This window comes from Bacillus sp. 2B09, from assembly GCF_003946835.1.
Taxonomy (GTDB): Bacteria; Bacillota; Bacilli; order Bacillales; family Bacillaceae; genus Bacillus; species Bacillus altitudinis.
In genome coordinates this window covers 52,186-73,207 of sequence record NZ_RPSG01000012.1, presented here as the reverse complement: position 1 = coordinate 73,207, position 21,022 = coordinate 52,186, and the positions used below count along the sequence as shown (strand labels likewise).

Annotated in this window: 25 protein-coding genes and 13 tRNA genes; 27 read left to right on the top strand and 11 right to left on the bottom strand. The window is 41.7% G+C overall.

All coding sequences use genetic code 11. The features are described 5' to 3' along the window. Positions 1-53 precede the first annotated feature (53 nt). The 13 genes from EBQ12_RS17870 to EBQ12_RS17810 all read left to right on the top strand — a co-directional run bounded on the left by EBQ12_RS17870 (position 54) and on the right by EBQ12_RS17810 (position 1,220). Positions 54-126, top strand: a tRNA-Ala gene (locus EBQ12_RS17870). 26 nt (positions 127-152) lie between these two features. Then, positions 153-226 (top strand) — tRNA-Met (locus EBQ12_RS17865). Positions 227-230: 4 nt separating this feature from the next. Then, positions 231-307: transfer RNA gene (locus EBQ12_RS17860), tRNA-Ile, on the top strand. 7 nt (positions 308-314) lie between these two features. Then, positions 315-407, top strand: a tRNA-Ser gene (locus tag EBQ12_RS17855). Positions 408-429: 22 nt separating this feature from the next. Next, positions 430-506: transfer RNA gene (locus tag EBQ12_RS17850), tRNA-Met, on the top strand. A 15-nt stretch (positions 507-521) separates the two neighbouring features. Further along, a tRNA-Asp gene (locus EBQ12_RS17845) sits at positions 522-598 on the top strand. Between the two features lie 17 nt (positions 599-615). Next, positions 616-688 (top strand) — tRNA-Phe (locus tag EBQ12_RS17840). A gap of 24 nt (positions 689-712) precedes the next feature. Further along, positions 713-788: transfer RNA gene (locus EBQ12_RS17835), tRNA-His, on the top strand. A gap of 11 nt (positions 789-799) precedes the next feature. Then, positions 800-873: transfer RNA gene (locus tag EBQ12_RS17830), tRNA-Gly, on the top strand. Between the two features lie 16 nt (positions 874-889). Continuing rightward, positions 890-966: transfer RNA gene (locus tag EBQ12_RS17825), tRNA-Ile, on the top strand. A 6-nt stretch (positions 967-972) separates the two neighbouring features. Further along, positions 973-1,047 (top strand) — tRNA-Asn (locus tag EBQ12_RS17820). Between the two features lie 3 nt (positions 1,048-1,050). Beyond that, positions 1,051-1,141: transfer RNA gene (locus EBQ12_RS17815), tRNA-Ser, on the top strand. Positions 1,142-1,148: 7 nt separating this feature from the next. Further along, positions 1,149-1,220, top strand: a tRNA-Glu gene (locus tag EBQ12_RS17810). A gap of 76 nt (positions 1,221-1,296) precedes the next feature. On the opposite strand, the gene EBQ12_RS17805 is transcribed toward EBQ12_RS17810, so the two are convergent. The 3 genes from EBQ12_RS17805 to EBQ12_RS17795 all read right to left on the bottom strand — a co-directional run bounded on the left by EBQ12_RS17805 (position 1,297) and on the right by EBQ12_RS17795 (position 3,651). After that, a complete protein-coding gene (locus EBQ12_RS17805) occupies positions 1,297-1,773 on the bottom strand; it encodes a TspO/MBR family protein (protein ID WP_008342900.1) in 477 nt (158 codons plus the stop codon). Positions 1,774-1,860: 87 nt separating this feature from the next. After that, complete coding sequence (locus EBQ12_RS17800) at positions 1,861-2,595, bottom strand: TraR/DksA C4-type zinc finger protein (protein ID WP_125590935.1); 735 nt, start codon at positions 2,593-2,595, stop codon at positions 1,861-1,863. A 117-nt stretch (positions 2,596-2,712) separates the two neighbouring features. Then, complete coding sequence (locus tag EBQ12_RS17795) at positions 2,713-3,651, bottom strand: 1,4-dihydroxy-2-naphthoate polyprenyltransferase (protein ID WP_125590933.1); 939 nt, start codon at positions 3,649-3,651, stop codon at positions 2,713-2,715. A 383-nt stretch (positions 3,652-4,034) separates the two neighbouring features. On the opposite strand from EBQ12_RS17795, the gene EBQ12_RS17790 reads away from it, so the two are divergent. From EBQ12_RS17790 to menC, 6 genes are all read left to right on the top strand, one after another. Further along, positions 4,035-5,453, top strand: a complete 1,419-nt coding sequence (locus EBQ12_RS17790) for an isochorismate synthase (protein ID WP_125590931.1) — start codon at positions 4,035-4,037, stop codon at positions 5,451-5,453. Further along, positions 5,446-7,188, top strand: a complete 1,743-nt coding sequence (gene menD / locus EBQ12_RS17785; RefSeq protein ID WP_039168308.1) for a 2-succinyl-5-enolpyruvyl-6-hydroxy-3-cyclohexene-1-carboxylic-acid synthase — start codon at positions 5,446-5,448, stop codon at positions 7,186-7,188. The genes EBQ12_RS17790 and menD overlap by 8 nt, the downstream gene beginning before the upstream one ends. Next, positions 7,173-8,003, top strand: coding sequence for a 2-succinyl-6-hydroxy-2,4-cyclohexadiene-1-carboxylate synthase (gene menH, locus EBQ12_RS17780; RefSeq protein WP_125590929.1), 831 nt, complete (start codon positions 7,173-7,175; stop codon positions 8,001-8,003). Before menD ends, menH begins: the two co-directional genes overlap by 16 nt. Positions 8,004-8,017: 14 nt before the next feature. After that, positions 8,018-8,836 carry a 1,4-dihydroxy-2-naphthoyl-CoA synthase gene (gene menB, locus EBQ12_RS17775; RefSeq protein ID WP_039168312.1) on the top strand — a complete coding sequence of 273 codons (819 nt, stop codon included), beginning with the start codon at positions 8,018-8,020 and terminating at the stop codon, positions 8,834-8,836. 70 nt (positions 8,837-8,906) lie between these two features. After that, positions 8,907-10,367 (top strand): o-succinylbenzoate--CoA ligase, encoded by a 1,461-nt coding sequence (locus EBQ12_RS17770; RefSeq protein ID WP_058337241.1) that lies wholly within the window; start codon positions 8,907-8,909, stop codon positions 10,365-10,367. Next, positions 10,354-11,478 carry an o-succinylbenzoate synthase gene (gene menC / locus EBQ12_RS17765; RefSeq protein ID WP_008342917.1) on the top strand — a complete coding sequence of 375 codons (1,125 nt, stop codon included), beginning with the start codon at positions 10,354-10,356 and terminating at the stop codon, positions 11,476-11,478. Before EBQ12_RS17770 ends, menC begins: the two co-directional genes overlap by 14 nt. Positions 11,479-11,583: 105 nt before the next feature. Here the strand turns inward: menC and EBQ12_RS17760 are convergent, their stop codons facing one another. The 4 genes from EBQ12_RS17760 to EBQ12_RS17745 all read right to left on the bottom strand — a co-directional run bounded on the left by EBQ12_RS17760 (position 11,584) and on the right by EBQ12_RS17745 (position 14,428). Beyond that, positions 11,584-11,775, bottom strand: a complete 192-nt coding sequence (locus EBQ12_RS17760) for a hypothetical protein (RefSeq protein ID WP_125590927.1) — start codon at positions 11,773-11,775, stop codon at positions 11,584-11,586. A 25-nt stretch (positions 11,776-11,800) separates the two neighbouring features. Continuing rightward, on the bottom strand, positions 11,801-11,959 hold the full coding sequence (locus EBQ12_RS17755; protein ID WP_008360682.1) for a DUF1540 domain-containing protein: 159 nt from the start codon (positions 11,957-11,959) through the stop codon (positions 11,801-11,803). Between the two features lie 68 nt (positions 11,960-12,027). Beyond that, positions 12,028-13,074, bottom strand: coding sequence for a cytochrome d ubiquinol oxidase subunit II (locus tag EBQ12_RS17750; protein ID WP_206428041.1), 1,047 nt, complete (start codon positions 13,072-13,074; stop codon positions 12,028-12,030). Positions 13,075-13,096: 22 nt separating this feature from the next. Next, positions 13,097-14,428 (bottom strand): cytochrome ubiquinol oxidase subunit I, encoded by a 1,332-nt coding sequence (locus tag EBQ12_RS17745; protein ID WP_017358375.1) that lies wholly within the window; start codon positions 14,426-14,428, stop codon positions 13,097-13,099. A gap of 175 nt (positions 14,429-14,603) precedes the next feature. Here EBQ12_RS17745 and EBQ12_RS17735 point away from each other — a divergent pair, with 175 nt between their 5' ends. Continuing rightward, complete coding sequence (locus EBQ12_RS17735) at positions 14,604-14,846, top strand: type B 50S ribosomal protein L31 (protein WP_017358374.1); 243 nt, start codon at positions 14,604-14,606, stop codon at positions 14,844-14,846. Positions 14,847-14,923: 77 nt separating this feature from the next. On the opposite strand, the gene EBQ12_RS17730 is transcribed toward EBQ12_RS17735, so the two are convergent. Beyond that, positions 14,924-15,916, bottom strand: a complete 993-nt coding sequence (locus EBQ12_RS17730; RefSeq protein ID WP_008342929.1) for a metal ABC transporter solute-binding protein, Zn/Mn family — start codon at positions 15,914-15,916, stop codon at positions 14,924-14,926. A gap of 213 nt (positions 15,917-16,129) precedes the next feature. Here EBQ12_RS17730 and EBQ12_RS17725 point away from each other — a divergent pair, with 213 nt between their 5' ends. Further along, a complete protein-coding gene (locus EBQ12_RS17725) occupies positions 16,130-16,696 on the top strand; it encodes a beta-class carbonic anhydrase (protein ID WP_017367908.1) in 567 nt (188 codons plus the stop codon). Between the two features lies 1 nt (position 16,697). On the opposite strand, the gene yidD is transcribed toward EBQ12_RS17725, so the two are convergent. Further along, entirely contained in the window at positions 16,698-16,922 is a 225-nt protein-coding gene (gene yidD / locus EBQ12_RS17720) for a membrane protein insertion efficiency factor YidD (protein WP_008342933.1), read from the bottom strand. Positions 16,923-17,050: 128 nt separating this feature from the next. On the opposite strand from yidD, the gene EBQ12_RS17715 reads away from it, so the two are divergent. Together EBQ12_RS17715 and EBQ12_RS17710 are read left to right on the top strand one after the other, a co-directional pair. Further along, entirely contained in the window at positions 17,051-17,524 is a 474-nt protein-coding gene (locus EBQ12_RS17715) for an S-ribosylhomocysteine lyase (RefSeq protein ID WP_008342935.1), read from the top strand. A gap of 123 nt (positions 17,525-17,647) precedes the next feature. Then, positions 17,648-18,085 carry a FixH family protein gene (locus EBQ12_RS17710; protein WP_008342936.1) on the top strand — a complete coding sequence of 146 codons (438 nt, stop codon included), beginning with the start codon at positions 17,648-17,650 and terminating at the stop codon, positions 18,083-18,085. 8 nt (positions 18,086-18,093) lie between these two features. Here EBQ12_RS17710 and ytzI read toward each other — a convergent pair whose 3' ends face one another. Then, positions 18,094-18,240, bottom strand: a complete 147-nt coding sequence (gene ytzI, locus EBQ12_RS17705; RefSeq protein WP_017358370.1) for a YtzI protein — start codon at positions 18,238-18,240, stop codon at positions 18,094-18,096. A gap of 131 nt (positions 18,241-18,371) precedes the next feature. Between ytzI and EBQ12_RS17700 the strand changes: the two genes are divergently transcribed. The 4 genes from EBQ12_RS17700 to EBQ12_RS17685 all read left to right on the top strand — a co-directional run bounded on the left by EBQ12_RS17700 (position 18,372) and on the right by EBQ12_RS17685 (position 20,039). After that, complete coding sequence (locus EBQ12_RS17700) at positions 18,372-18,809, top strand: Dps family protein (RefSeq protein WP_007501934.1); 438 nt, start codon at positions 18,372-18,374, stop codon at positions 18,807-18,809. A gap of 124 nt (positions 18,810-18,933) precedes the next feature. Then, positions 18,934-19,125 carry a hypothetical protein gene (locus EBQ12_RS17695; protein WP_008342942.1) on the top strand — a complete coding sequence of 64 codons (192 nt, stop codon included), beginning with the start codon at positions 18,934-18,936 and terminating at the stop codon, positions 19,123-19,125. Between the two features lie 157 nt (positions 19,126-19,282). Beyond that, a complete protein-coding gene (locus tag EBQ12_RS17690) occupies positions 19,283-19,687 on the top strand; it encodes a phage holin family protein (RefSeq protein ID WP_039964161.1) in 405 nt (134 codons plus the stop codon). Positions 19,688-19,730: 43 nt separating this feature from the next. Next, the gene (locus EBQ12_RS17685; RefSeq protein WP_017358369.1) at positions 19,731-20,039 is read left to right on the top strand and encodes a hypothetical protein; all 309 of its coding nucleotides are present in this window, start codon (positions 19,731-19,733) and stop codon (positions 20,037-20,039) included. Between the two features lie 193 nt (positions 20,040-20,232). On the opposite strand, the gene EBQ12_RS17680 is transcribed toward EBQ12_RS17685, so the two are convergent. Next, positions 20,233-21,015: an AIM24 family protein gene (locus EBQ12_RS17680; protein WP_019743674.1), complete on the bottom strand. Its 783-nt coding sequence runs from the start codon at positions 21,013-21,015 to the stop codon at positions 20,233-20,235. Positions 21,016-21,022 lie beyond the last annotated feature (7 nt).

Here is a 21,022-nt window from a genome sequence, read left to right as displayed (position 1 = left end):
TTTGGGACCAAGGGGTCGCAGGTTCGAATCCTGTCTTCCCGACCATCTTTTATGGGGCCTTAGCTCAGCTGGGAGAGCGCCTGCCTTGCACGCAGGAGGTCAGCGGTTCGATCCCGCTAGGCTCCACTTTTTAAAAGATTATTTTATATCATGGCGGTGTAGCTCAGCTGGCTAGAGCGTACGGTTCATACCCGTGAGGTCGGGGGTTCGATCCCCTCCGCCGCTATAAAGGACCTTTAGCTCAGTTGGTTAGAGCAGACGGCTCATAACCGTCCGGTCGTAGGTTCGAGTCCTACAAGGTCCACCATCTATACGGAGGAATACCCAAGTCCGGCTGAAGGGATCGGTCTTGAAAACCGACAGGGGTGTCAAAGCCCGCGGGGGTTCGAATCCCTCTTCCTCCGCCATATTTTTAAAAAATGATATCATCGCGGGGTGGAGCAGTTCGGTAGCTCGTCGGGCTCATAACCCGAAGGTCGCAGGTTCAAATCCTGCCCCCGCAACCAAATTTTTTCTCTATTGGTCCGGTAGTTCAGTTGGTTAGAATGCCTGCCTGTCACGCAGGAGGTCGCGGGTTCGAGTCCCGTCCGGACCGCCATTTTCAAATGAATACTTGGCTCGGTAGCTCAGTTGGTAGAGCAACGGACTGAAAATCCGTGTGTCGGCGGTTCGATTCCGTCCCGAGCCACTTTTACAAATAAATATCAGTATGGCGGTTGTGGCGAAGTGGTTAACGCACCAGATTGTGGCTCTGGCACTCGTGGGTTCGATTCCCATCAATCGCCCCATACATATTTTTGCGGGTGTAGTTTAGTGGTAAAACCTCAGCCTTCCAAGCTGATGTCGTGGGTTCGATTCCCATCATCCGCTCCATTTGCATATCGTTCATGGGCCTGTAGCTCAGCTGGTTAGAGCGCACGCCTGATAAGCGTGAGGTCGGTGGTTCGAGTCCACTCAGGCCCACCATGACTTTCCGCAGTAGCTCAGTGGTAGAGCTATCGGCTGTTAACCGATCGGTCGTAGGTTCGAATCCTACCTGCGGAGCCAAATGGAGAAGTACTCAAGTGGCTGAAGAGGCGCCCCTGCTAAGGGTGTAGGTCGCGCAAGCGGCGCGAGGGTTCAAATCCCTCCTTCTCCGCCATTTTTCTGGCCCGTTGGTCAAGCGGTTAAGACACCGCCCTTTCACGGCGGTAACACGGGTTCGAATCCCGTACGGGTCATTTTTTAAAGAGGTCTAATAAAGATCTCTTTTTTATTTTCTGCAAAATGAAAGACCGCTATGATGGCGGTCTTTTTTTACATATTCATGGAATAGATCGTATAAGACAAGTATGTCGCAAAGAATCCCCATAAAACATAAGGAATCAATAAAATTGGGACAACATTGCTTAGTTTACGTGAGACGATGACAAGCGCAAGTGCTGTTAGTGCTACAAGCAGGCAGTCGATCGTAGCTGCAAATAAATCTTTTTGTGTAAATTGAAAAAAGCTAAAGGCTTGATTGAATACATAATTTAAAAGAAACAGAATCCAAAATGGTAATGTGATTTTTTGAAAACCATACTTTGCATAAATGATGGCGGCAGATAACGAAATGAGGGCGAATAAGACAGCCCAGACCGCACCGATGACACCACCACTAGGTGTCCATTCAGGTTTATTTAGTGCGTCATACCATTCTCTGTCGATAGGGAACAGGAACCCTGCAATAGAAAATAATGCGTATGTAATAAAGAAGACGATAACCGCCCAAATGATACTTTTTTTAGCCATCCAGAAATCTCCTCCCAATCAATTCACTCTTCAACTTATTTCCCAATTATTACATGATATAAACATCAAGCCCCCAATATGTGGGGACTAATGATTTTTTTTAGTATAAGGTTCTTCTTCGTACGGCTTCAAGTCACCAAACACCGTCATGACACCTTCTTCATCTAATGCTTCTTCATAAGCTTCGTGTGCTTTATTTGGATAGACCTTGCTTGCTTTACCTTCAATATCAGCAGCTGCAAATCCTTCGTAGTCTTCCACATAATCTTCATCTTCTGATTGTGTATACACATCATCGTAAGTCAATGGAGGAAATTCCATATCGGATGGGGTATCAGAGTTCCCATAGCGTTCTACGTCTTGGTAGGCATCTTCTCCATCATATGAAGCACTTTCTTCATTTTCAAATTGCCCTGAGGGCGGACTTAATAAGTCCTCTTCAATGGGACGGTTTTGTGAAACGATCTGTTCTTTTGAATGCTCTGTGCATGTGACGGCGGTGGGAAGGGCTTCTAAGCGTTCTTTAGAAATAGGGGCTTTACACACTTTACACAAACCATAAGAGCCGTCTGCCATTGCTTGGAGTGCTTCATTGATATCGGACAGATGCTCATGTTCCAAACTGTTTAAGGCAATGTCTTTTCCGCGTTCGAATAGTTCTGTCCCTTGGTCGCCAGGGTGGTTATCATAGGCTGACAGTTCGCCCACTGAATCATAAGGAAATGATACTTTCTGTTCATCGTCATGGCTTTTGGCTTCAATTTCTTGTTTTTCATCGAGAAGTCGCTGCTTCAACAGATGTAATTCGTTTTTAGACAACAAAGCGATCACCCTTTCATATCAAACATATTGTTAGTATGAGCAAATTTTTATGTAAGACTTGTGCCAATTTGAAGCAATTCTTCAATAAAAAACGCCTGCGGCTGCAGGCGTTTCGTGTTATGCGAGATAGTATTGTAAGATCAATGCGATCGTTAACAGGAAACCAAAAAACGTATTGGTTTGTGCTGTCGACTTCATGGCATTCATTAATTCAATTGGTTTTTCTTTTTGCTTAAATTCTTTAATGGCTGTATAAGCTTTTGGCACACTGAGTAAGACAAGAAGACTCCAAAGACCCACGATATCCATAAAGATATAAACAAAAATGAGTACATATGAGATCACAAACATGGAAAGTAGGATGTTGACGGCCGCTTTACGTCCAGCTAGGATAGCAAGTGTTTTTCGTCCATTCTCTTTATCACCGTCTAAATCACGGATATTGTTAGACAGTAAGATGGCACCAACTAAAATAGAGATGGGTATTGAAATGAGCACAGCTTTTGATGTCAATGTTCCTGTTTGGATATAGAAACTAATTAAAATGATGCCTAGTCCCATAAAAGCACCTGATACAAGTTCTCCAAATGGTGTATAAGCAATTGGTACAGGGCCACCGGTATAAAAATAACCTGCTGCCATACAAATTAGTCCTATGAGTGCAATCCACCAGCTAGACATCATGCAAATATAGATCCCAAGTAATAAAGAAAGCGCGAATAAGGCATAAGCGAGGCCTAAAACTGTTTTTGGTTTTACACCGTTTCTCACGATCGCTCCGCCGATACCGACAGATTTCTCATTGTCCAATCCACGAACATAATCAAAGTACTCATTAAACATGTTCGTTGCAATTTGGATAAACATCGATGCAAATAGCATAGCTAAAAATAGCCCAACATGTATTTGACCACTCGGAAGTGCTAGGACAGTTCCTAAAGTAACGGGAATAAATGCCGCTGTTAATGTATGCGGTCGTAGTAAATTCCACCAAATCCGCCAGTTTTTATCAGGCTTAATTGGTGAAAGCTGATCTGATATCGATTGATGCTGCATAAAATATACTCCTTTAAATAAAAAAATACGTACACGTCCAAATTCCAGTTTAGCAAAGTTCAAAAAGGTGTCAATATATTGATGCGATGAAACAAGAAAAAGATGTTTGCTAATCGTTCCCATCTAGAGAGAAAGCTTGATCTTCGAACAGGTCTTACCATTTTTTAAGGGATGTTCTCATTTCAATAAGCGGGAGCGAAAAAATCTTGAAAGCGTGATATAATAAGGATTCGAGGTTTTAAAAGCTGTTTTCTTTACTAAGTTCATCTGTTAAGGTTTATAATAGAAAAGCAGGTCATTCGACATACTCGAATGTTCATGTATTTTTTTACATGATGGTTTTATTTTTATATGTTATTTCATGGATTTTGGAGGAATGTATCATGGTGACAACAGTGCAAAGTACTTTCCGGCAGGAAGCGCTTGCGACATTAGAAGAAGCGAATAACGTCAACCATGCTGTTTTGATAAGCTACTCCAGAAGAGTTGACGATCTGGATCCTCTTGCCTTTTTCCAAAGCGGCGAAGCGGATTTTTTAGGCGAGCGGTTTTTTTGGTCTGATCCAGAAAGCCAAATGATATTTTCTGGACTTGGCAGAGCGGCCGTGATTAAATCATCAGAGCAAGGCAAAGAACGATTCAATATCGTCCATCAAGAATGGGAGCAGCTGAAACAGCATATGTTCCATTTTCATGATGAGAAGGAGTTAAAGCAAGCGGCAGTTGGTCCGCTTTTATTTGGAGGATTTTCATTTGATCCATACGAAGAAAAGGCGCGTCACTGGGAAGCATTTGGCGAGGCTCATTTTTTTGTGCCATCGATGATGCTGACTGTTTCAAAAGAAGGCACGTTTCTAACGATCAATGAATGGAACGAGGTGGACGGGAATGTTCATCAGCTCATTCAAGAGTTAGAACAGAAAGCTTCTAATTTTGATGCATTGCCTGTCAGAAATCATGGACAAGCTGAGCTTGTTCATATGGAAGAGTTAGATGTCCAGGAATGGATGAAAGCAATCCATGAAGCGACAGAACACATTCGTGTGAACGAATATGAAAAGGTTGTTTTAGCAAGAGAAGTCTTGCTTCACTATAAAAATCAAATAGAACTCGTTCCACTATTAGCAGAATTACTAAAACATCAAACAACGAGTTATGTATTTGCTATAGAGCAGGGAAGACAAGCGTTTGTCGGGGCGACGCCTGAACGTTTAGTAAAAAAAAGCGGTGGTGAAGTGTTTTCATCGTGTTTGGCAGGTTCCATTGTACGTGGTCAAGATGAAGTAGAAGATCAGGCACTAGGTGAGGAACTGCTTCATGATGAGAAAAATTTGATTGAACATCAAATTGTCGTGAATATGATTGAACAGGCATTTGAAGCAAACTGCCATCATGTGCATAAGCCAAATCAACCAAGTCTTTATAAAACGAAAAACATTCAGCATTTATTTACACCCATTGTGGGAGAAATTAAAAGCAGCTGTTCACTCTTTTCATTAATTGAACAGCTTCATCCAACACCAGCGCTTGGAGGATATCCTAAGGAAAAAGCGGTAGAGGTGATTCGTGAAATCGAACCGTTGAAACGCGGTTGGTATGCGGCGCCAGTGGGATGGATTGATTCTAAGGACAATGGAGAATTTGCTGTCGCCATTCGATCAGGTCTTATTGAGGAAGACCAAGTTCGTTTGTTTGCTGGATGTGGAATTGTAGAGGATTCCCTTGCAAAACAAGAGTATGAAGAAACGCAAGTGAAATTAAGACCAATGCTGTCTGCTCTTGGAGGTCGTCCTATTGAATAATCAAATCATGACAAGATATATTGGCAGATTAATGGATGAATTTGTGCAAAGTGGTGTGAATGAGGCAGTTGTTTGTCCTGGCTCCCGTTCAACACCGCTTGCGATGCTCGCTCTTGCTCATCAAGAAATCAATGTCCATGTGTTAGTGGATGAACGGTCTGCTGCTTTTTATGCACTGGGTCTTGCGAAAGCGAGTCAAACCCCAGTGCTGCTCATTTGTACATCAGGTACGGCAGCTGCTAACTTTTACCCAGCTGTTGTCGAGGCACATTATTCTCGGGTACCATTGATTGTTTTAACTGCTGATCGGCCGCACGAATTGAGGGAGGTTGGGGCACCTCAAGCGATTGATCAGCAATTCTTATTCGGTAAGTTTGTTAAATGGTTCACAGACTTAGCTTTGCCAGAAGAAAGCCAAACGATGCTGCGGTATGTCCAAACTGCTGCTGCTAGGGCAAGTCATGTGTCTATGCAGGAGCCAAAGGGACCAGTTCAAGTGAATGTGCCGCTGAGAGAACCATTGCTACCTGACTTGTCTATTGATCCTTTTGATAGAGAAGAAGGAGTTGCGAACAAAGTTTTAGCAGCAGGTCAAGCTCGTCCGGATGATCGGGTTATGTCAGAATTAGTGTCTATCATGAACAAAGCGGCAAAAGGAATCATTGTTGCTGGTGAACTTCACTCGCCGGAAGAGCAGGCGTCAGTGTTACGTCTTGCAAAAGCTTTGCATCTGCCAATTTTAGCTGACCCGCTTTCTCTTTTGCGAAATGGACATGAAAGTGAAGAATACATCATAGATGCATACGATTCTTTGTTAAAAGATGAGGCATTGCAGCAGCATCTCTTGCCTGAAATGGTCATTCGTTTTGGACCGATGCCTGTGTCTAAGCCTTTATTTAAGTGGCTAGAAAAGCATGCGGAAGTGAAGCAGATTGTCGTCGATGCTGCGGGTGGTTATCGAGATCCTGGTTTAAGCGCATCATACATGATTGAAAGTCATGCAGCCTCTTTTGTAGAAGAAGTCTTGATGAGAGCGGAAAAGCGTCAGGATACATCTTATTTACGACGTTGGCAGAGTGTCAATTCTTCATTTAGAATGCATGCAAATCAATACAATGATGAGGACCTGACATTTGAGGGAAATGTGTATCGTCAGCTGCAGCACCTTTTGCCAAAAGAGAGTGTGCTCTTTATCGGAAATAGTATGCCTATTCGAGATGTCGATACCTTTTTTGAAACGCAGTCAAAACCGTTTCGGATGATGGCGAATCGCGGAGCAAATGGCATTGATGGTGTTGTGTCCACAGCTCTTGGAACATATGCAGCCTTGAAACAACCCATCACTTTAGTCATCGGCGATTTATCTTTTTACCATGATATGAACGGTCTTCTTGCAGCTAAGCTAATGGGCATTCCGCTCACGGTTGTGTTGTTAAACAATGATGGTGGAGGAATCTTTTCTTTCCTTCCGCAGGCATCCGATGAACCGTATTATGAAAAGCTCTTTGGTACGCCGACTGGGTTGAATTTTGAGTATGCATCAAAGCTATATGGGGGAACCTATTCGAAGCCGACAACGAAAGAAGAGTTAAAAGATGTGTACTTGGCGCATATCCAAGAACCAGGGCTTCATTTAATTGAAATTGAAACTGACCGGCATTCTCGCGTTGGCAAACATCGCCAAATGATGGACGAGATATTGAGGGAAGTGAAAAAAGAATGCCTTCACTCATAATACGAATGCACGATGGTGTGGCGTATGAGGTGATAGACCATAACCCATCTGCTGAAAATGCCACGTTATGTTTACATGGCTTTACAGGGAGTGCAGCTTCTTGGGCTTTTTTGAATACTTATACACAAAAACATACGAGATTGATTCAGGTCAGCTTGCTTGGACATGGCCGCACAGACTCACCAAAGAGTATAAGAAGATATGCAATGTCCCAGCAGCTGGCAGATCTTGCTGAGATTTTAGATCAATTAAAGCTTCACAAAGTGAACATTCTCGGATATTCTATGGGAGGGCGTATTGCTTTATCATTTGCCTCCCGTTATCCAGAACGTGTAAACAAGCTGATTCTTGAGAGTACATCTCCAGGGCTGAACTCTTTTAAAGAGCGGATGGCGAGGCTGAATCATGATCATCAGCTAGCTCAAAAGATCAGACATGAAGGGTTAGCGCAGTTTGTGGATTTTTGGGAGAACATTCCGCTGTTTGCTTCGCAGAAATCCTTGCCAGCGGACAGGCTAACGCAACTGAGAGAGGGAAGGCTAAAAGCCGATCCTAACGGGCTGGCTCGCAGCTTAGAAGGTATAGGAACCGGTTCACAGCCGTCTATGTGGCAAGCATTAAAGCAGATAAAACAGCCTGTTTTACTCATTTGCGGAACACTTGATAAAAAGTTTTGTCACATCGCCAAACGTATGCAGCAGGCACTTGAATACAGTCATTTCACAGTAGCAGAGCATGCCGGGCATACAGTTCATGTGGAACAACCACATTTTTTTGGTAAAATAGTAAGTGAGTTTATTTTATCGCAAGATTAGAGGAGGAAATATTGATGGCTATTGAATGGCAAACTGAGCGTCAGTATGACGAAATTTTATATGAAACATATAATGGGATTGCAAAAATCACCATTAACCGTCCGCACGTACATAATGCCTTTACACCAAAGACCGTAAGTGAATTAATTGATGCATTCTCACGTGCTCGTGACAATTCAGAAGTTGGTGTCATTGTCCTTGCAGGTGCTGGAGGTAAAGCATTCTGTTCTGGTGGAGACCAAAAAGTACGCGGTCATGGCGGCTATGTAGGAGACGATCAAATTCCACGTCTAAACGTCCTAGACTTACAGCGTTTAATTCGTGTCATTCCAAAACCAGTTATTGCGATGGTTGCGGGCTATGCGATTGGCGGCGGACATGTGCTTCATGTCGTGTGTGACCTCACGATTGCAGCAGACAATGCGATTTTTGGACAAACTGGACCAAAAGTGGGCAGCTTTGATGCTGGTTATGGATCTGGCTATCTAGCACGTATTGTGGGCCATAAGAAAGCAAGAGAAATCTGGTACTTATGCCGTCAATACAATGCACAAGAAGCGCTTGATATGGGACTGGTCAACACAGTTGTACCATTAGAGCAGCTGGAAGAAGAAACAGTGAAGTGGTGTGAGGACATGCTAGAAAAGAGCCCGACTGCTTTACGATTCTTGAAAGCTGCATTTAATGCGGACACAGATGGATTAGCTGGTATTCAGCAATTTGCAGGAGATGCGACCCTTCTTTATTACACAACAGATGAAGCAAAAGAAGGACGCGATTCCTTTAAGGAAAAACGGAAGCCAGACTTCGGTCAGTTCCCTCGTTTCCCTTGATTCAATGATATGGATGAAAACAGCTTAGTGCATCAGACTGAGCTGTTTTCTTTTATGAAAAGGAGGTGTCATGATGAAGCAACCCAATTGGCTGCTGCACCGTGCGTATTTAACGCCAGACCGGGTCGCACTCATTTATCAAGACAAAGAGTGGACATTTCGTGATTTAGCGAATGATGTAGACCAACTTGCGAATCGACTGACACGTGTCTCTTTTAAAAAAGGGGATACGGTTGCGATTTTAATGAACAACCATCCTCATATGGTCATGCTTGTTCACGCTTGTTTTTTATTAGGCTTCAAGATTGTGTTATTGAACAATAAGTTAACAAAAGCAGAGAGACGTTTTCAGCTGGAAGATGCGAAAGTCATGGCTTTATTAACAGAGCCTGCATATGCAAATGAGCATCATGGTGATTTACCTGTTTATACAATAGAGACTTTACCTGATGCAGATCATGATATGGAAAAGAAGGTCGTACATGATATTGATTTAAATGAGACGGCGACGATTATGTATACATCTGGAACGACAGGACGCCCTAAAGGGGTGGAGCAAACGTTTGGTAATCATTTTCATAGTGCTGTTTCCTCGGCATTGAATTTAGGGATCAGGGAGGACGACCGCTGGCTCATTGCCTTGCCTCTTTTTCATATAAGCGGTTTATCCGCTATATTTAAATCTGTCATATACGGTATGACTGTCGTGCTTCATCAAAAGTTTGATGTCGATGAAGTCAAGAATGCTATTGAACAGCATCGAGTGACGATGTTGTCAGTTGTTCAAACCATGCTGTCCCGTTTATTAAGTGGACTTGAAGAATGTCCGTCTTCTTTGCGCTGCCTGCTGTTAGGCGGAGGCCCTGCGCCTTATGCGATGCTTCAAGAGAGTAAGGAGAAAGGATTTCCTGTGTTTCAATCGTACGGTATGACGGAGACCTGCTCGCAAATTGTGACACTTGCGCCAGAATTTAGTGTGGAAAAGCTTGGATCAGCGGGAAAGCCCCTTTTTGGGTGTGAATTAAAGATTCAAGATGAGGACCGTCCGTGTCGTCCTTTTGAGCATGGTGAAATCATGGTAAAAGGTGCAAATGTCATGAAAGGCTACCTTTATCGTCAAGAGGCAACAGCTGCTGCATTTGAGCAGGGTTGGCTGAAAACGGGTGATATTGGCTATGTAGATGAGGACGGATTCTTATTTGTGCTTGATCGGCGGTCAGACTTAATTATTTCTGGCGGAGAAAATATTTATCCAGCAGAAATTGAAGCAGTTCTTTTAACACATCCAAATGTAAAGGAAGCCGGAGTGACGGGTATATATGATAAAAAATGGGGAGAGGTACCTGCTGCCTTCCTTGTGACAGATGAGCAGATTCCGGAGAATGAGCTCTATGCTTTATGTCAGTCGCAATTAGCCAAGTATAAATGGCCCGCCGCTTTTCACTTTGTGGATGAGCTGCCAAGGAATGCGTCGAATAAATTGCAGAGGCACAGACTCAAATCAAAGGGGTTTTTAGATGATTCAAATTGAACGTGTAATCTTATATCATGTCACGATGAAACTCAAACAGCCATTTACAACGAGCCTTGGGACCATTTCAGAGCGTGAGTTTATTATTGTCGAGGTCAAAGATCAAACAGGATTAACTGGATGGGGAGAGGTATCTGCCTTCTCTTCTCCGTGGTATACAGAAGAAACCATCGAGACCTGCTATCACATGCTCAGGGCTTTCTTTATCCCGAACGTGCTGACCCGATCTTTTACACATCCTTCGGACATACCAGACAGCTTGTACCATTTTAAAGGCAATAGAATGGCCAAAGCGGGAATTGAGGCAGCTGTGTGGGATATTTATGCGAAGCGAGAAAATAAGTCCTTACGTGACGTCTTAGGCGGTACTAGAGATAGAATTCCATCTGGTGTCGTTGCGGGGTTAGGACCAATAGATGATATGATTCAGCAAATCGAGCAATTTGTTGATCAAGGCTATCAGCGTGTGAAAGTGAAGATTAAGCCGGGACAAGATATTGGACTTCTACAAAAGATAAGGGAGTCTTTCCCTCACCTTCCGTTAATGGCGGATGCAAACTCTGCTTATGAATTAAAAGATATTAGCAAACTGAAGCAGCTCGACGATATTCGTTTATTAATGATTGAACAGCCTTTAGCCGCAGATGACATTGTCGATCATCGGCATTTGCAAAAGCATTTAAAAACACCAATCTGTTTGGATGAAAGTATTTGTTCTTTAGATGATGCGAGAAAAGCTGTAGAACTTGGAAGCTGTCAAATTATTAATGTGAAGCCTTCACGAGTTGGAGGGCTGACTGAAGCTCTTAAGATTCATGCGTTCTGCAAGGAGCAGCAGATTCCGTTATGGTGCGGTGGAATGATTGAAACAGGCATTTCTCGCGCGCAAAACGTGGCACTTGCATCACTTCCGCAATTTACGATTCCTGGGGATATTTCAGCATCGTCGAAATATTGGGAACAGGATATCATTTTTCCTGAAATTAAAGTTGAAAATGGATTTATTGAAGTACCGCGTTCTCCAGGTATGGGTGTAGAAGTTGATTATCAAGCGCTTCGTTCTTTCTCAGATAAAATTGATGTGTTTACAAAACATGATTTTGTGAAATGAAAACGAATGAATCGCCATTTGCACCATCAATAGAACCACTGTATAGTTGAGGAAAGTTTTTCCTTCCTGTCTGAACAAAAAGAAAGAGCGGTCATCCGCTCTTTCTTACTCTTCTACAAGCCCGCTGTCGTAAGCAAGCTGGCCAATATACTGATGCATGTCATTGGGCATGTCGGAAACATGTCCGTATTCATATTCCCAAAGATTTAAAAAGGAGTGAGCTGCTTGATAAAATGCAGCCTCGTCCGCGTCCTGAATTTCTTCAAGAAACGTTTGAGTAAGCCGATCGTTTTTCAAAGCGAAGCGCCTCCTTTAATGAGACTTAAAGGTCTTGAGGTTTAAACGTTTTACAGTCAGTTTCTTCACTTTTCTCAGCCGTATTTCCTGTATGGCTGACGACATAAATTGCATCTGCACCACAACGATTTCCAGCATTCCAGTAGGAACAGTTGTTTACTTCACAAAGGATTTTTTGACTCATACAGATGACCTCCTTTTGAGTATGTCTTTCATCTATAATGTAACCGAAGTAAGGGGCGTTCATTCATGTTAATCTTCCTGACGAATATAACGCTTATCTTTCATAAACAATTTCCAGAAGAAGTAGAACCCAGGGAATAGGATGATAAACCCTACAATATACGTAATAAATAATGCCCTAAATGTGACGGGATCTGTAAACCCAGACATGATGGTAATATCAGGATAGGCCATATAGGGCAAATGCGCATGTCCATACACATAGCTTGCTAAGAAATATTGAATTGTAATGGCGATAACCGCTAAACGTGGTCTCCCTTTCCGATGTTTAAAGCGGCTGTTTGGTAAAAATAGAGCCAAACCTGCAAGCAAAAACATGAGTAGAGAAACAAGCAGGATCGGGATGTTCTGCATCATTTTTGTGAACAGCCAATTGGCCTCACTTCTCAGTGTGAGCATGATAAAGAAAGCCATCATGAGAGAAAGTGGACCTGTAATCAGTGCTCCTTTTCTATAAATGTTATAAGCCTCATCTTCGTTTGCAACATTAGAAAAATCAGCTAAAAGCAAAGATGAGAGGAAAAGGGTACTGAAAATCGCAAAACCTACGAAAGAATAGACATTTGCGCTTGTAAAGACCAATCCTAAATCTAATGAGTAGACATTATTCTCCTGAAAGATGAATCCACCATGTGTAATGGGGAGAACCATGATGAGGATGGACGGAATAATAAAGCCGCTAATTCCTGAAATATATGTCACGGCTTTTCTATATTTTTTAGGCAGTGAATGAGAGAAGACGAGAAATCCGCTTCGCAGTGCAAGAAGCAACAAAATAATGCTGCCAGGTATTAATAGAACAGTGCCTAGCACAAATGTTGCACCTGGAAACAGGCTAAACAAGGCAACGACGATGGCCACAATGAAGACGTTTGTTACTTCCCAAGTTGGAGAAAGATACTTATTTGCGATATTTGCGGCCTTTGTCTGCTCTTTGTTCATGTAAATCATTGACCAAAATCCTGCACCGAAATCCATTGATGCCATCACTGCATAGATAAACACGAATCCCCATAAGATGGTGATTGCAATGAGTGCATCAGTTGTTACATCCATTTGCATCAAGATCGCTCCCTTTTTAAGATTCTGTTAACCGTAAGTCTTCTTCAATTGAATGTTTTCTAAAGTAGTACGTCAGTACAATCACAGTTGCGATGCCTAAAATGAGATAGACAATGGCAAAAAGGATGAAAAGTGTACCGATAGACCCTGATGATGTGACGACTTCAGAGGTTTTGAGCATTCGATAAATCACCCATGGCTGACGGCCTGTACAGGCAAAGATCCATCCAAATTCAATCGCCAAAAGACTAAGAGGTCCGCCAAATAAATAAAGGACAAGCAGCCATTTTGGATAATGATCGCGTTTTAAAATTTTGCGGTAAAACAGTGCTAACACAGCAAAGAAAATGAGCAATGAGCCGATAATGACCATTCCGTTAAATAATGTGTGAATAAATAAAGGCGGCCACTCGTCCCTAGGAAAATCATTTAACCCTTTAACCACAGTATCAAAGCTATTTCCTGCAAGAAAACTAAGTGCCCAAGGGATTTCGATAGCTCCTTTGATTTCTTGCGTATTGGCATCAGTAAAACCGCCAATGGCTAGAGGCGCATGTGATTGCGTTTCAAATAAACCTTCAGCACCCGCTAATTTTTCAGGCTGATATTCATACAGAAGCTGAGCTGATTCGTGACCGTTTAAGGCTGTGAGAAAAGAGAAAAGTCCGCCTACAATCAGTCCAAGAAAAAGGGCTTTTCGATGAAAGGTATAGAGCTTTTCGTTTTTTCTTGTTTTCAACATTTTAAATGCAGCGACAGAAGCAATGACAAAAGCGCCTGTTGTAAAAGCAGACAGTACTACGTGAGTAGCAGTTACAACAAAACTAGGATTGAAAAATGCCTTCCAAGGTTCGATATTCGTTATTTCTCCATTGACCATTTGAAAGCCAGCGGGTGTTCCTTCAAAAGCATGTACGTTTGTAATGAGAATCGCTGAAGCTGCTGCACCAATGACAACGAAAATAACGGTAATGATGCGCATGGCTGGTGATAAACGATCTGCTGCGTACACATAAATAGACATAAATAATGCTTCAATAAAGAAAGCATAAATTTCTATTTGAAATGGCAGTGACATGACTTTTCCGATGACCTCCATAAAACCAGGCCATAGAAGGGCAAGCTGCGTACCAGCAATGGTACCGGTTGGAATGGCAACACCTAACAGAACAGCCTGCGCTTTTGTCCATCGTTTGGCCATGATGGCATAATGCGGGTCCTTCGTTTTTTGAAAGATGAGTTCAGCTAACAAAATCATTAGCGGGATGCCTACGCCAAGCGAGGCATAAATAATATGGAAGCCCATTGTTGTGCCGAACAGACTTCTAGCTAAAACGAGATCAGTCAATTTTTTCTCCGCCTTTCTTATCGCATCTCTTTTGATGGTGTTTATTATTCTCCACCATTTTTAGATTATTCTTCCTGACTAAGAAAGCTTGTTTTTTGACAAGTTGTAAAAGAGGGAGTAGAATATAATTATAAAACGTAATCGTTACGTTTTAATGATGAAGGGAGTTTTGACATTGAAAAGAGATATTCATCCAACCTCACATGAAGTTGTATTTATGGACGTAAACAGCGGTTACCGCTTCTTAAGTAGATCAACAAAGACATCACATGAGACCGTAGAGTGGGAAGATGGGAAGACTTATCCTGTCATTAAAGTAGAGACAAGCTCTGATACGCATCCATTTTATACAGGACGCCAGAAATTCGGAGAAAAAGGCGGCAGAGCGGAGCAGTTTAAGAAAAAATACCAAATGTAGACAAAGAAACACACCTGATCATGGTGTGTTTTTTTGTGCATTAAAAAACCCCGGCTGATCGCACGGGGTTCAAGAATTCATTCAACATTTAAAGCTGTTTTTAATGTGTTTAAATTTTGTTTCATTAAGCTGACATAGCTTTCGCCATTTTTAGCATCATCTTCTGTAATGGATTCTAGATTTTTCAGTGTAAGGCTCTTTGCCCCAATTTCACTGCGAATCGTATCTGATACTTTACTGCTGACGTTATTTTCAAAAATGACATACTTGATGTGATGCTTTTCTGCCTGTTGTACGATATTTTCAAGCTGTTTTTGGGAAGGCTCTTCAGAAGCAGAGAGTCCTAGTACACTGATTTGCTCAATGCCATAGCGTTTTTCCCAGTAGCCGTATGCTGCGTGAGAAACAAGAATTTCTTTATGTTTTGCTTTAGATAACGTTGTTTTGAATTCCTGATCTAACGATTGTAATTCTTTTTTTAGTGATTCATAGTTTTTTGTGTATTCGTCTTTATGATCTGGATCTAGTGAAACGAGTGTGTCTTTAATATTTTTTGCCATTTGCTGTGCATAAACAGGGTCTAGCCATGCATGGGGATCTTTATCTCCGTGGTCGTGTCCATCATGGTCATGATCTTCACCTTCATGATCGTGATCATGGTCCTCACCTTCTTCATGAGCATGTTCTTCTTGTGTTGATAATAGCTTGATGCCTTCGGCTGCTTTCACTGTTTTCACGCCTTGGTCTTTTAACGTAGAAGCCGTTTTATCAGCAAATGCTTCAGCACCTGTTCCGCTGTAAATAAAGGCATCTCCTTCAGCCATTTCAACCATCGTTTTTGAACTTGGTTCAAAGCTGTGTGCATCTGCATTGGCAGGGTACACACTTTGAGCGTTCACGTGAGAGCCGCCAATTTTTTCAGTGAAATTTTGAATAGGGAAGATCGTCGTGTAAATGGTTAATTTCCCGTCTGCTTTTCCTTTTGAAGCATTTGTCCCCGCACTGCTTGAGCAAGCGGCAAGACCGACTGCTAATAAAGCAGCTGTTAAAATAAAAAAGATTTTTTTCATCTAAGAATGTCTCCTCTCAACCTATTAGATAGAAATGATTACGATTTAATGTCCTGAGTTATTGTATCGTAATAATTACGATTTGAAAAGAGGAAAATAAAAAATTTTCATCAGAAGATGTTTCCTCTAAAAAAATAGACGTCAAAACGTGACGAAATTTAAAACATTGTGCTATATTTATTTTTAAAAAAAGAAAAAGGAATGGACAAACTTATGAAACTTTTAGACGAAATCATCGAATATAACCAACAATTTATTGAAGAGAAGCGATATGAAGAGTTTACAACAACGAAGTTTCCACAGAAAAAAGCTGTCATTCTATCATGTATGGATACAAGACTTGTTGAACTGCTTCCACGCGCCATGAACATGAAAAATGGCGATATTAAAATTGTCAAAAGTGCTGGCGCTCTTGTTTCTCACCCATTTGGAAGTATTATGCGAAGCATTTTAGTGGCTGTTTATGAATTGAATGCTGACGAGGTGTACGTCATTGGGCATCACGATTGTGGTATGAGTAAAATAGATAGCGAAACACTCTTAAATAAAGCCATTGAGCGTGGTATTCCAGAAAAACGAATTGAAGTACTGGAATACTCAGGAATCGATTTTAAACAGTGGCTCAAAAGCTTTAGCTCAGTTGAAGAAAGTGTGAAAGACAGTGTATCTGTCGTTAAAAATCATCCGCTTCTTCCATCTAATGTGCCTGTACATGGTCTTGTCATTGATCCTGGGACAGGTAAGCTTGACTTAGTTGTCAACGGTTATGAAGAAAAGTAAATTATTTTTCCTTTTTAGGTGGGACTGGATCCATGCCTCCAGGATGCAGCGGGTGACATTTTAAAATTCGCTTGATCGTGAGCCAGCCGCCTTTTAAAGCGCCATGCGTTTTGATCGCCTCTAGTCCGTAGTTTGAGCAAGTGGGGTAAAACCTGCAGCTCGGCGGTGTTAGAGGGGAAATGCATTTTTGATAAAAGCGAATGATGCCGATAAAAATTTGTTTCATAGAGGTTCCTCCTTGTCTGTCTTTTCACAGTATAAGAAAAAAGGACAAGGAAGGGAAGTTTTATAAACTAAACTGGTCGGAACAATATGTTATAATATAGGAAATTGCAATTATAGGAGTGGTGATTAATGCCTTCAGTTGAAAGCTTTGAACTTGACCATAATGCTGTAAAAGCACCTTACGTTCGTCATTGCGGCGTTCATAAAGTGGGATCAGATGGGGAAGTGAACAAATTTGATATCCGTTTTTGTCAGCCAAACAAGCAGGCAATGAAACCTGATACGATTCATACATTAGAGCATTTACTTGCGTTTAATATTAGAACACACTCAGAGAAATACGATCATTTTGATATCATCGATATTTCTCCAATGGGCTGCCAGACTGGCTACTATTTAGTTGTCAGCGGTGCACCGACACCAAGAGAGATCGTTGAACTGCTTGATGCAACATTCAAAGATGCAGTGGAAGTAACAGAAATTCCTGCTGCAAATGAAGAGCAGTGCGGTCAAGCGAAGCTTCATGATCTTGAAGGAGCAAAACGTTTAATGCGTTTCTGGCTGTCTCAGGATCAAGAAGAGCTATTAAAAGTATTTGGATAATCAGTAATATGATGAACCGGACATATTGAATGTCCGGTTTTTTATATGAAATGAAACGAGAGCTGTTAAAATAGGGGATATTTGTTAAAATGGACATGTCAGTAAAAAAAGGGGGATACACGAATGCGGAAAATGGTAGGAATCATTTTGATGCTCGCATTACTTAGTGCATGTGGAAACTCGGCAGCGAGCAATGACAAGGGAGAAGTGCCTGAGCTATTAGAAGTCAAACTAACAGGGCCGGAGCAAGTGGAGAAAAATGAAAACGTTATCGTAAAAGCAGCTGTCACATATGGTGATACGCCTGTTGATGATGCAGATGATGTTGAATTTGAAGTGTGGAAAGATGGCGACAAGGATAACAGCAAGATGATTCAGCCAAAGAAAAAGGAGAAAGGTGTATATGAATTGCATACAGCTTTCAAACAAGATGGCCTTTATATCATACAAGTCCATGTGACAGCTAAACAGCAGCATAATATGCCGAAGACAAACATCCATGTAGGTGATGTGAAAAAAGAGAGTTCATCTACTGAAGAAGAAGATACCTCACATCATTGAAAGTGGTTTTATTTTGGGTTAGGACGTTGGTTTGGTTCAGCATCCTGTGGTGAATCGACTTTATGCTTGTAATCATAAGCCTTTGATGTCGTCCACAGTGATAAAAAGACAACGATTGAGATAATGATAAAGCTGATAATCCCAAGTAACAGCATCTAACTCCCTCCTTATTTCCATATTAACATATATTTCATGCGGTCAAAATAGAAGAAAATGATGGCAGGTTTCAGTATAATAAAAAAAGGGTAATCCCATACTAAACGCAACTACATAAGGAGGAATCAACATGTCTGAAAAATTATTAAACGTCGTCAATAAACAAGTAGCAGATTGGACTGTGCTTTACGTAAAATTACATAACTATCACTGGTATGTAAAGGGAAAAGATTTCTTTACACTCCATGAAAAATTCGAAGAATTATATACAGAAACAGCCACTTATATCGATGATTTGGCTGAGCGTATGCTCGCATTAAATGGACAACCTGTTGCGACAATGAAAGAGTGCTTAGAAATTTCTAGCATTCAAGAAGCGGAAGGCAATGAATCAGCCGAGCAAATGGTGAAAAATCTGTATGATGATTTCTCTAATATTGCAGAAGAACTTAAGCGAGGCATGGAGCTGGCTGCAGAAGTTGGCGATGAAACAACAGGTGATATGCTGCTTGCGATTCATCAATCCATTGAAAAACACAACTGGATGCTTAAAGCATACTTAGGATAAGCGAATGTGAAAGGAATGTCGATCATTAAACAGATCGGCATTCTTTTTTTGTGGATTTGTGACAGACAGCCCATTGAATTGATGGGGCTTTCAGCCGAAGAGAAAAGGGAAGGGAGGGGAGAAGATGTCCTCAATTGCAGGAATGATGAGCCAGCAAGTGGCGAGTATTCAAAAAACACTTAATATCAGTTTATTGAATTCACAGCTTGCCACGAACACAGCCCAAGCTATGGTGATGCTCGATCAAGTGCAGCAGCAGCCTCAAGCTGTTCAGCCCAAAGATTCAGATGCTACGTTTATTGATGTCAGAGTTTAACCAAGAAAGCCGCCGTCACAGGCGGCTCTTTTTATGCGCTTCACGAATTTTTTGAACAGCTAACCATGCCTTTATTTTTTGTCGTCCAAGCTATTCATCAAATGCGGCATATACTATTGAGGTAAGAAGTTCCACTATGAAAGGATGTTGATGCCAAGTGAGCAAGGATTTAGGCATCTTTTCGTTGTTTACAGTCAGTTTGTCGGCAATGGGCTTTCTGTTTGGTGGAGCAGGATATTTACTCATGATATTAGTGACACTCATGGCTATAGAATTAATTTGTTCAAGCCTAAGAGAATCTGTGACTGGACAACTTACGATGAAGCGTTTTTTGACCAGGCTTGTTCGAAAGGTTGTGACGATTTCTTTAATATCCATGGCACATTTCTTCGATGTCATGCTGAAGACTGGGGGGACAATTAAGGATTTAGCGCTCATCTTTTATATTATTTATGAATCGTACCAGATTGTCTCAACAGCCAGAGCTCTCGGAATTCCTATTCCACAGTTGTTTATTGATGTGTTAGACATGATGAAAAATAAATTGCGCAAAAAGCCGTAATTTCTTCATATCTGGTCATACTAAAGGAAAAAGGATGAATCAGATGGCGACACACACATACTATGTATCCGTTCAAGACGGATCAATCTCACAGCACAGAGACGCGGCTGCTTGGCAATTTCAGATAGAAGCAGATGATGACCAAATCTTGCAGTTAAGAGAGTATTTTGATGAACAGTATATGACAGATTGGAAAGGTTTCTTTCGGGCGCATGTTCCATTTCTTGAATATCATTATGATAGTCCAAACGACGAAATGGACAGGAAAAGAAAAGAGATTTACTCGATGATTCATGATCTCGGTAACGAAGAGACAAAGAACTTTATTGAGACCAATGGACTGATGAATTGAAAAAGCATGTAGACAAACCCTCGCATCCTTTGTCAGGTGCTCATGAATGTCAAATTCGCTCTGCGCCAGTACTCGTCCTTCCTAGACTGCAAAGGTTTTCTATCACGCTGAAAAGAAGACAAAAGGCTAAAAGAAAGTTCATTTTAGCCTTTTGTCAACGATCTGAAAGTATGTAGAGACATTCTACATGCTTTTATTTTCGAGGCTGTAAGATACCCCCGATTAGATCACTGATTCCGCCTCTATTTTCCTGCTGTGAGTTGGTGATTTCGTGTGAGGTACTCTGACTCTGGGGTTTGTACCGGTTATCATCTATCCCGACCCGCATTCCAGATGTTCGTTCAGATGGCTGGATAATCACAATTTGGTCCTGTTCATGAAATTCAAACAAGTAGGATTCGCCCGATGTTTGTCCAATGAACGTTTTCCAGTTCACATCTAATTTGACTTTCGGTGCTTTGCCCGTCCAAGCGACAATAGCGTCAGGATCTACACGGCAAGGTGCTTTTAAAATCAGCGGGTTTCCATTTGTTTTGATGGCAACCTGCGCCCCGTGACCTTGATACGAGAGCTTTGAAGTAAATAGCCCTTTCTGTGATAAGATCCCAACGCCTACTGGTGTCACGCCATAGTGACATTCTTCAGTAAAGGCAAGTAAATCTTCACTTTCCACGCTAACATGTTGCCAAGGACCGTTCGGCTCAAGATTGATGACGGTCACATGCTCGCTAGAATCAGCCAAGTAGCAAGTGCCTTGTCCACTCACTTCCATCATCTCAAGGTTTTCACCTGTTAATTTTCTGCTAATATGATTAAATACTTGGCTGACCACATTTCCTTTATTCGTCCCAAGTAATCGTTTACGGTATTGAAATGTACCTTGATCGGCAATCATAGCGCCTTTTTTAGCAAAAAAGATCCCGTTGCCTTCTGCTTGTAAGGTCAGTTCTTCGATCGTGTTGAAATGAAATCCCATTTGTGCC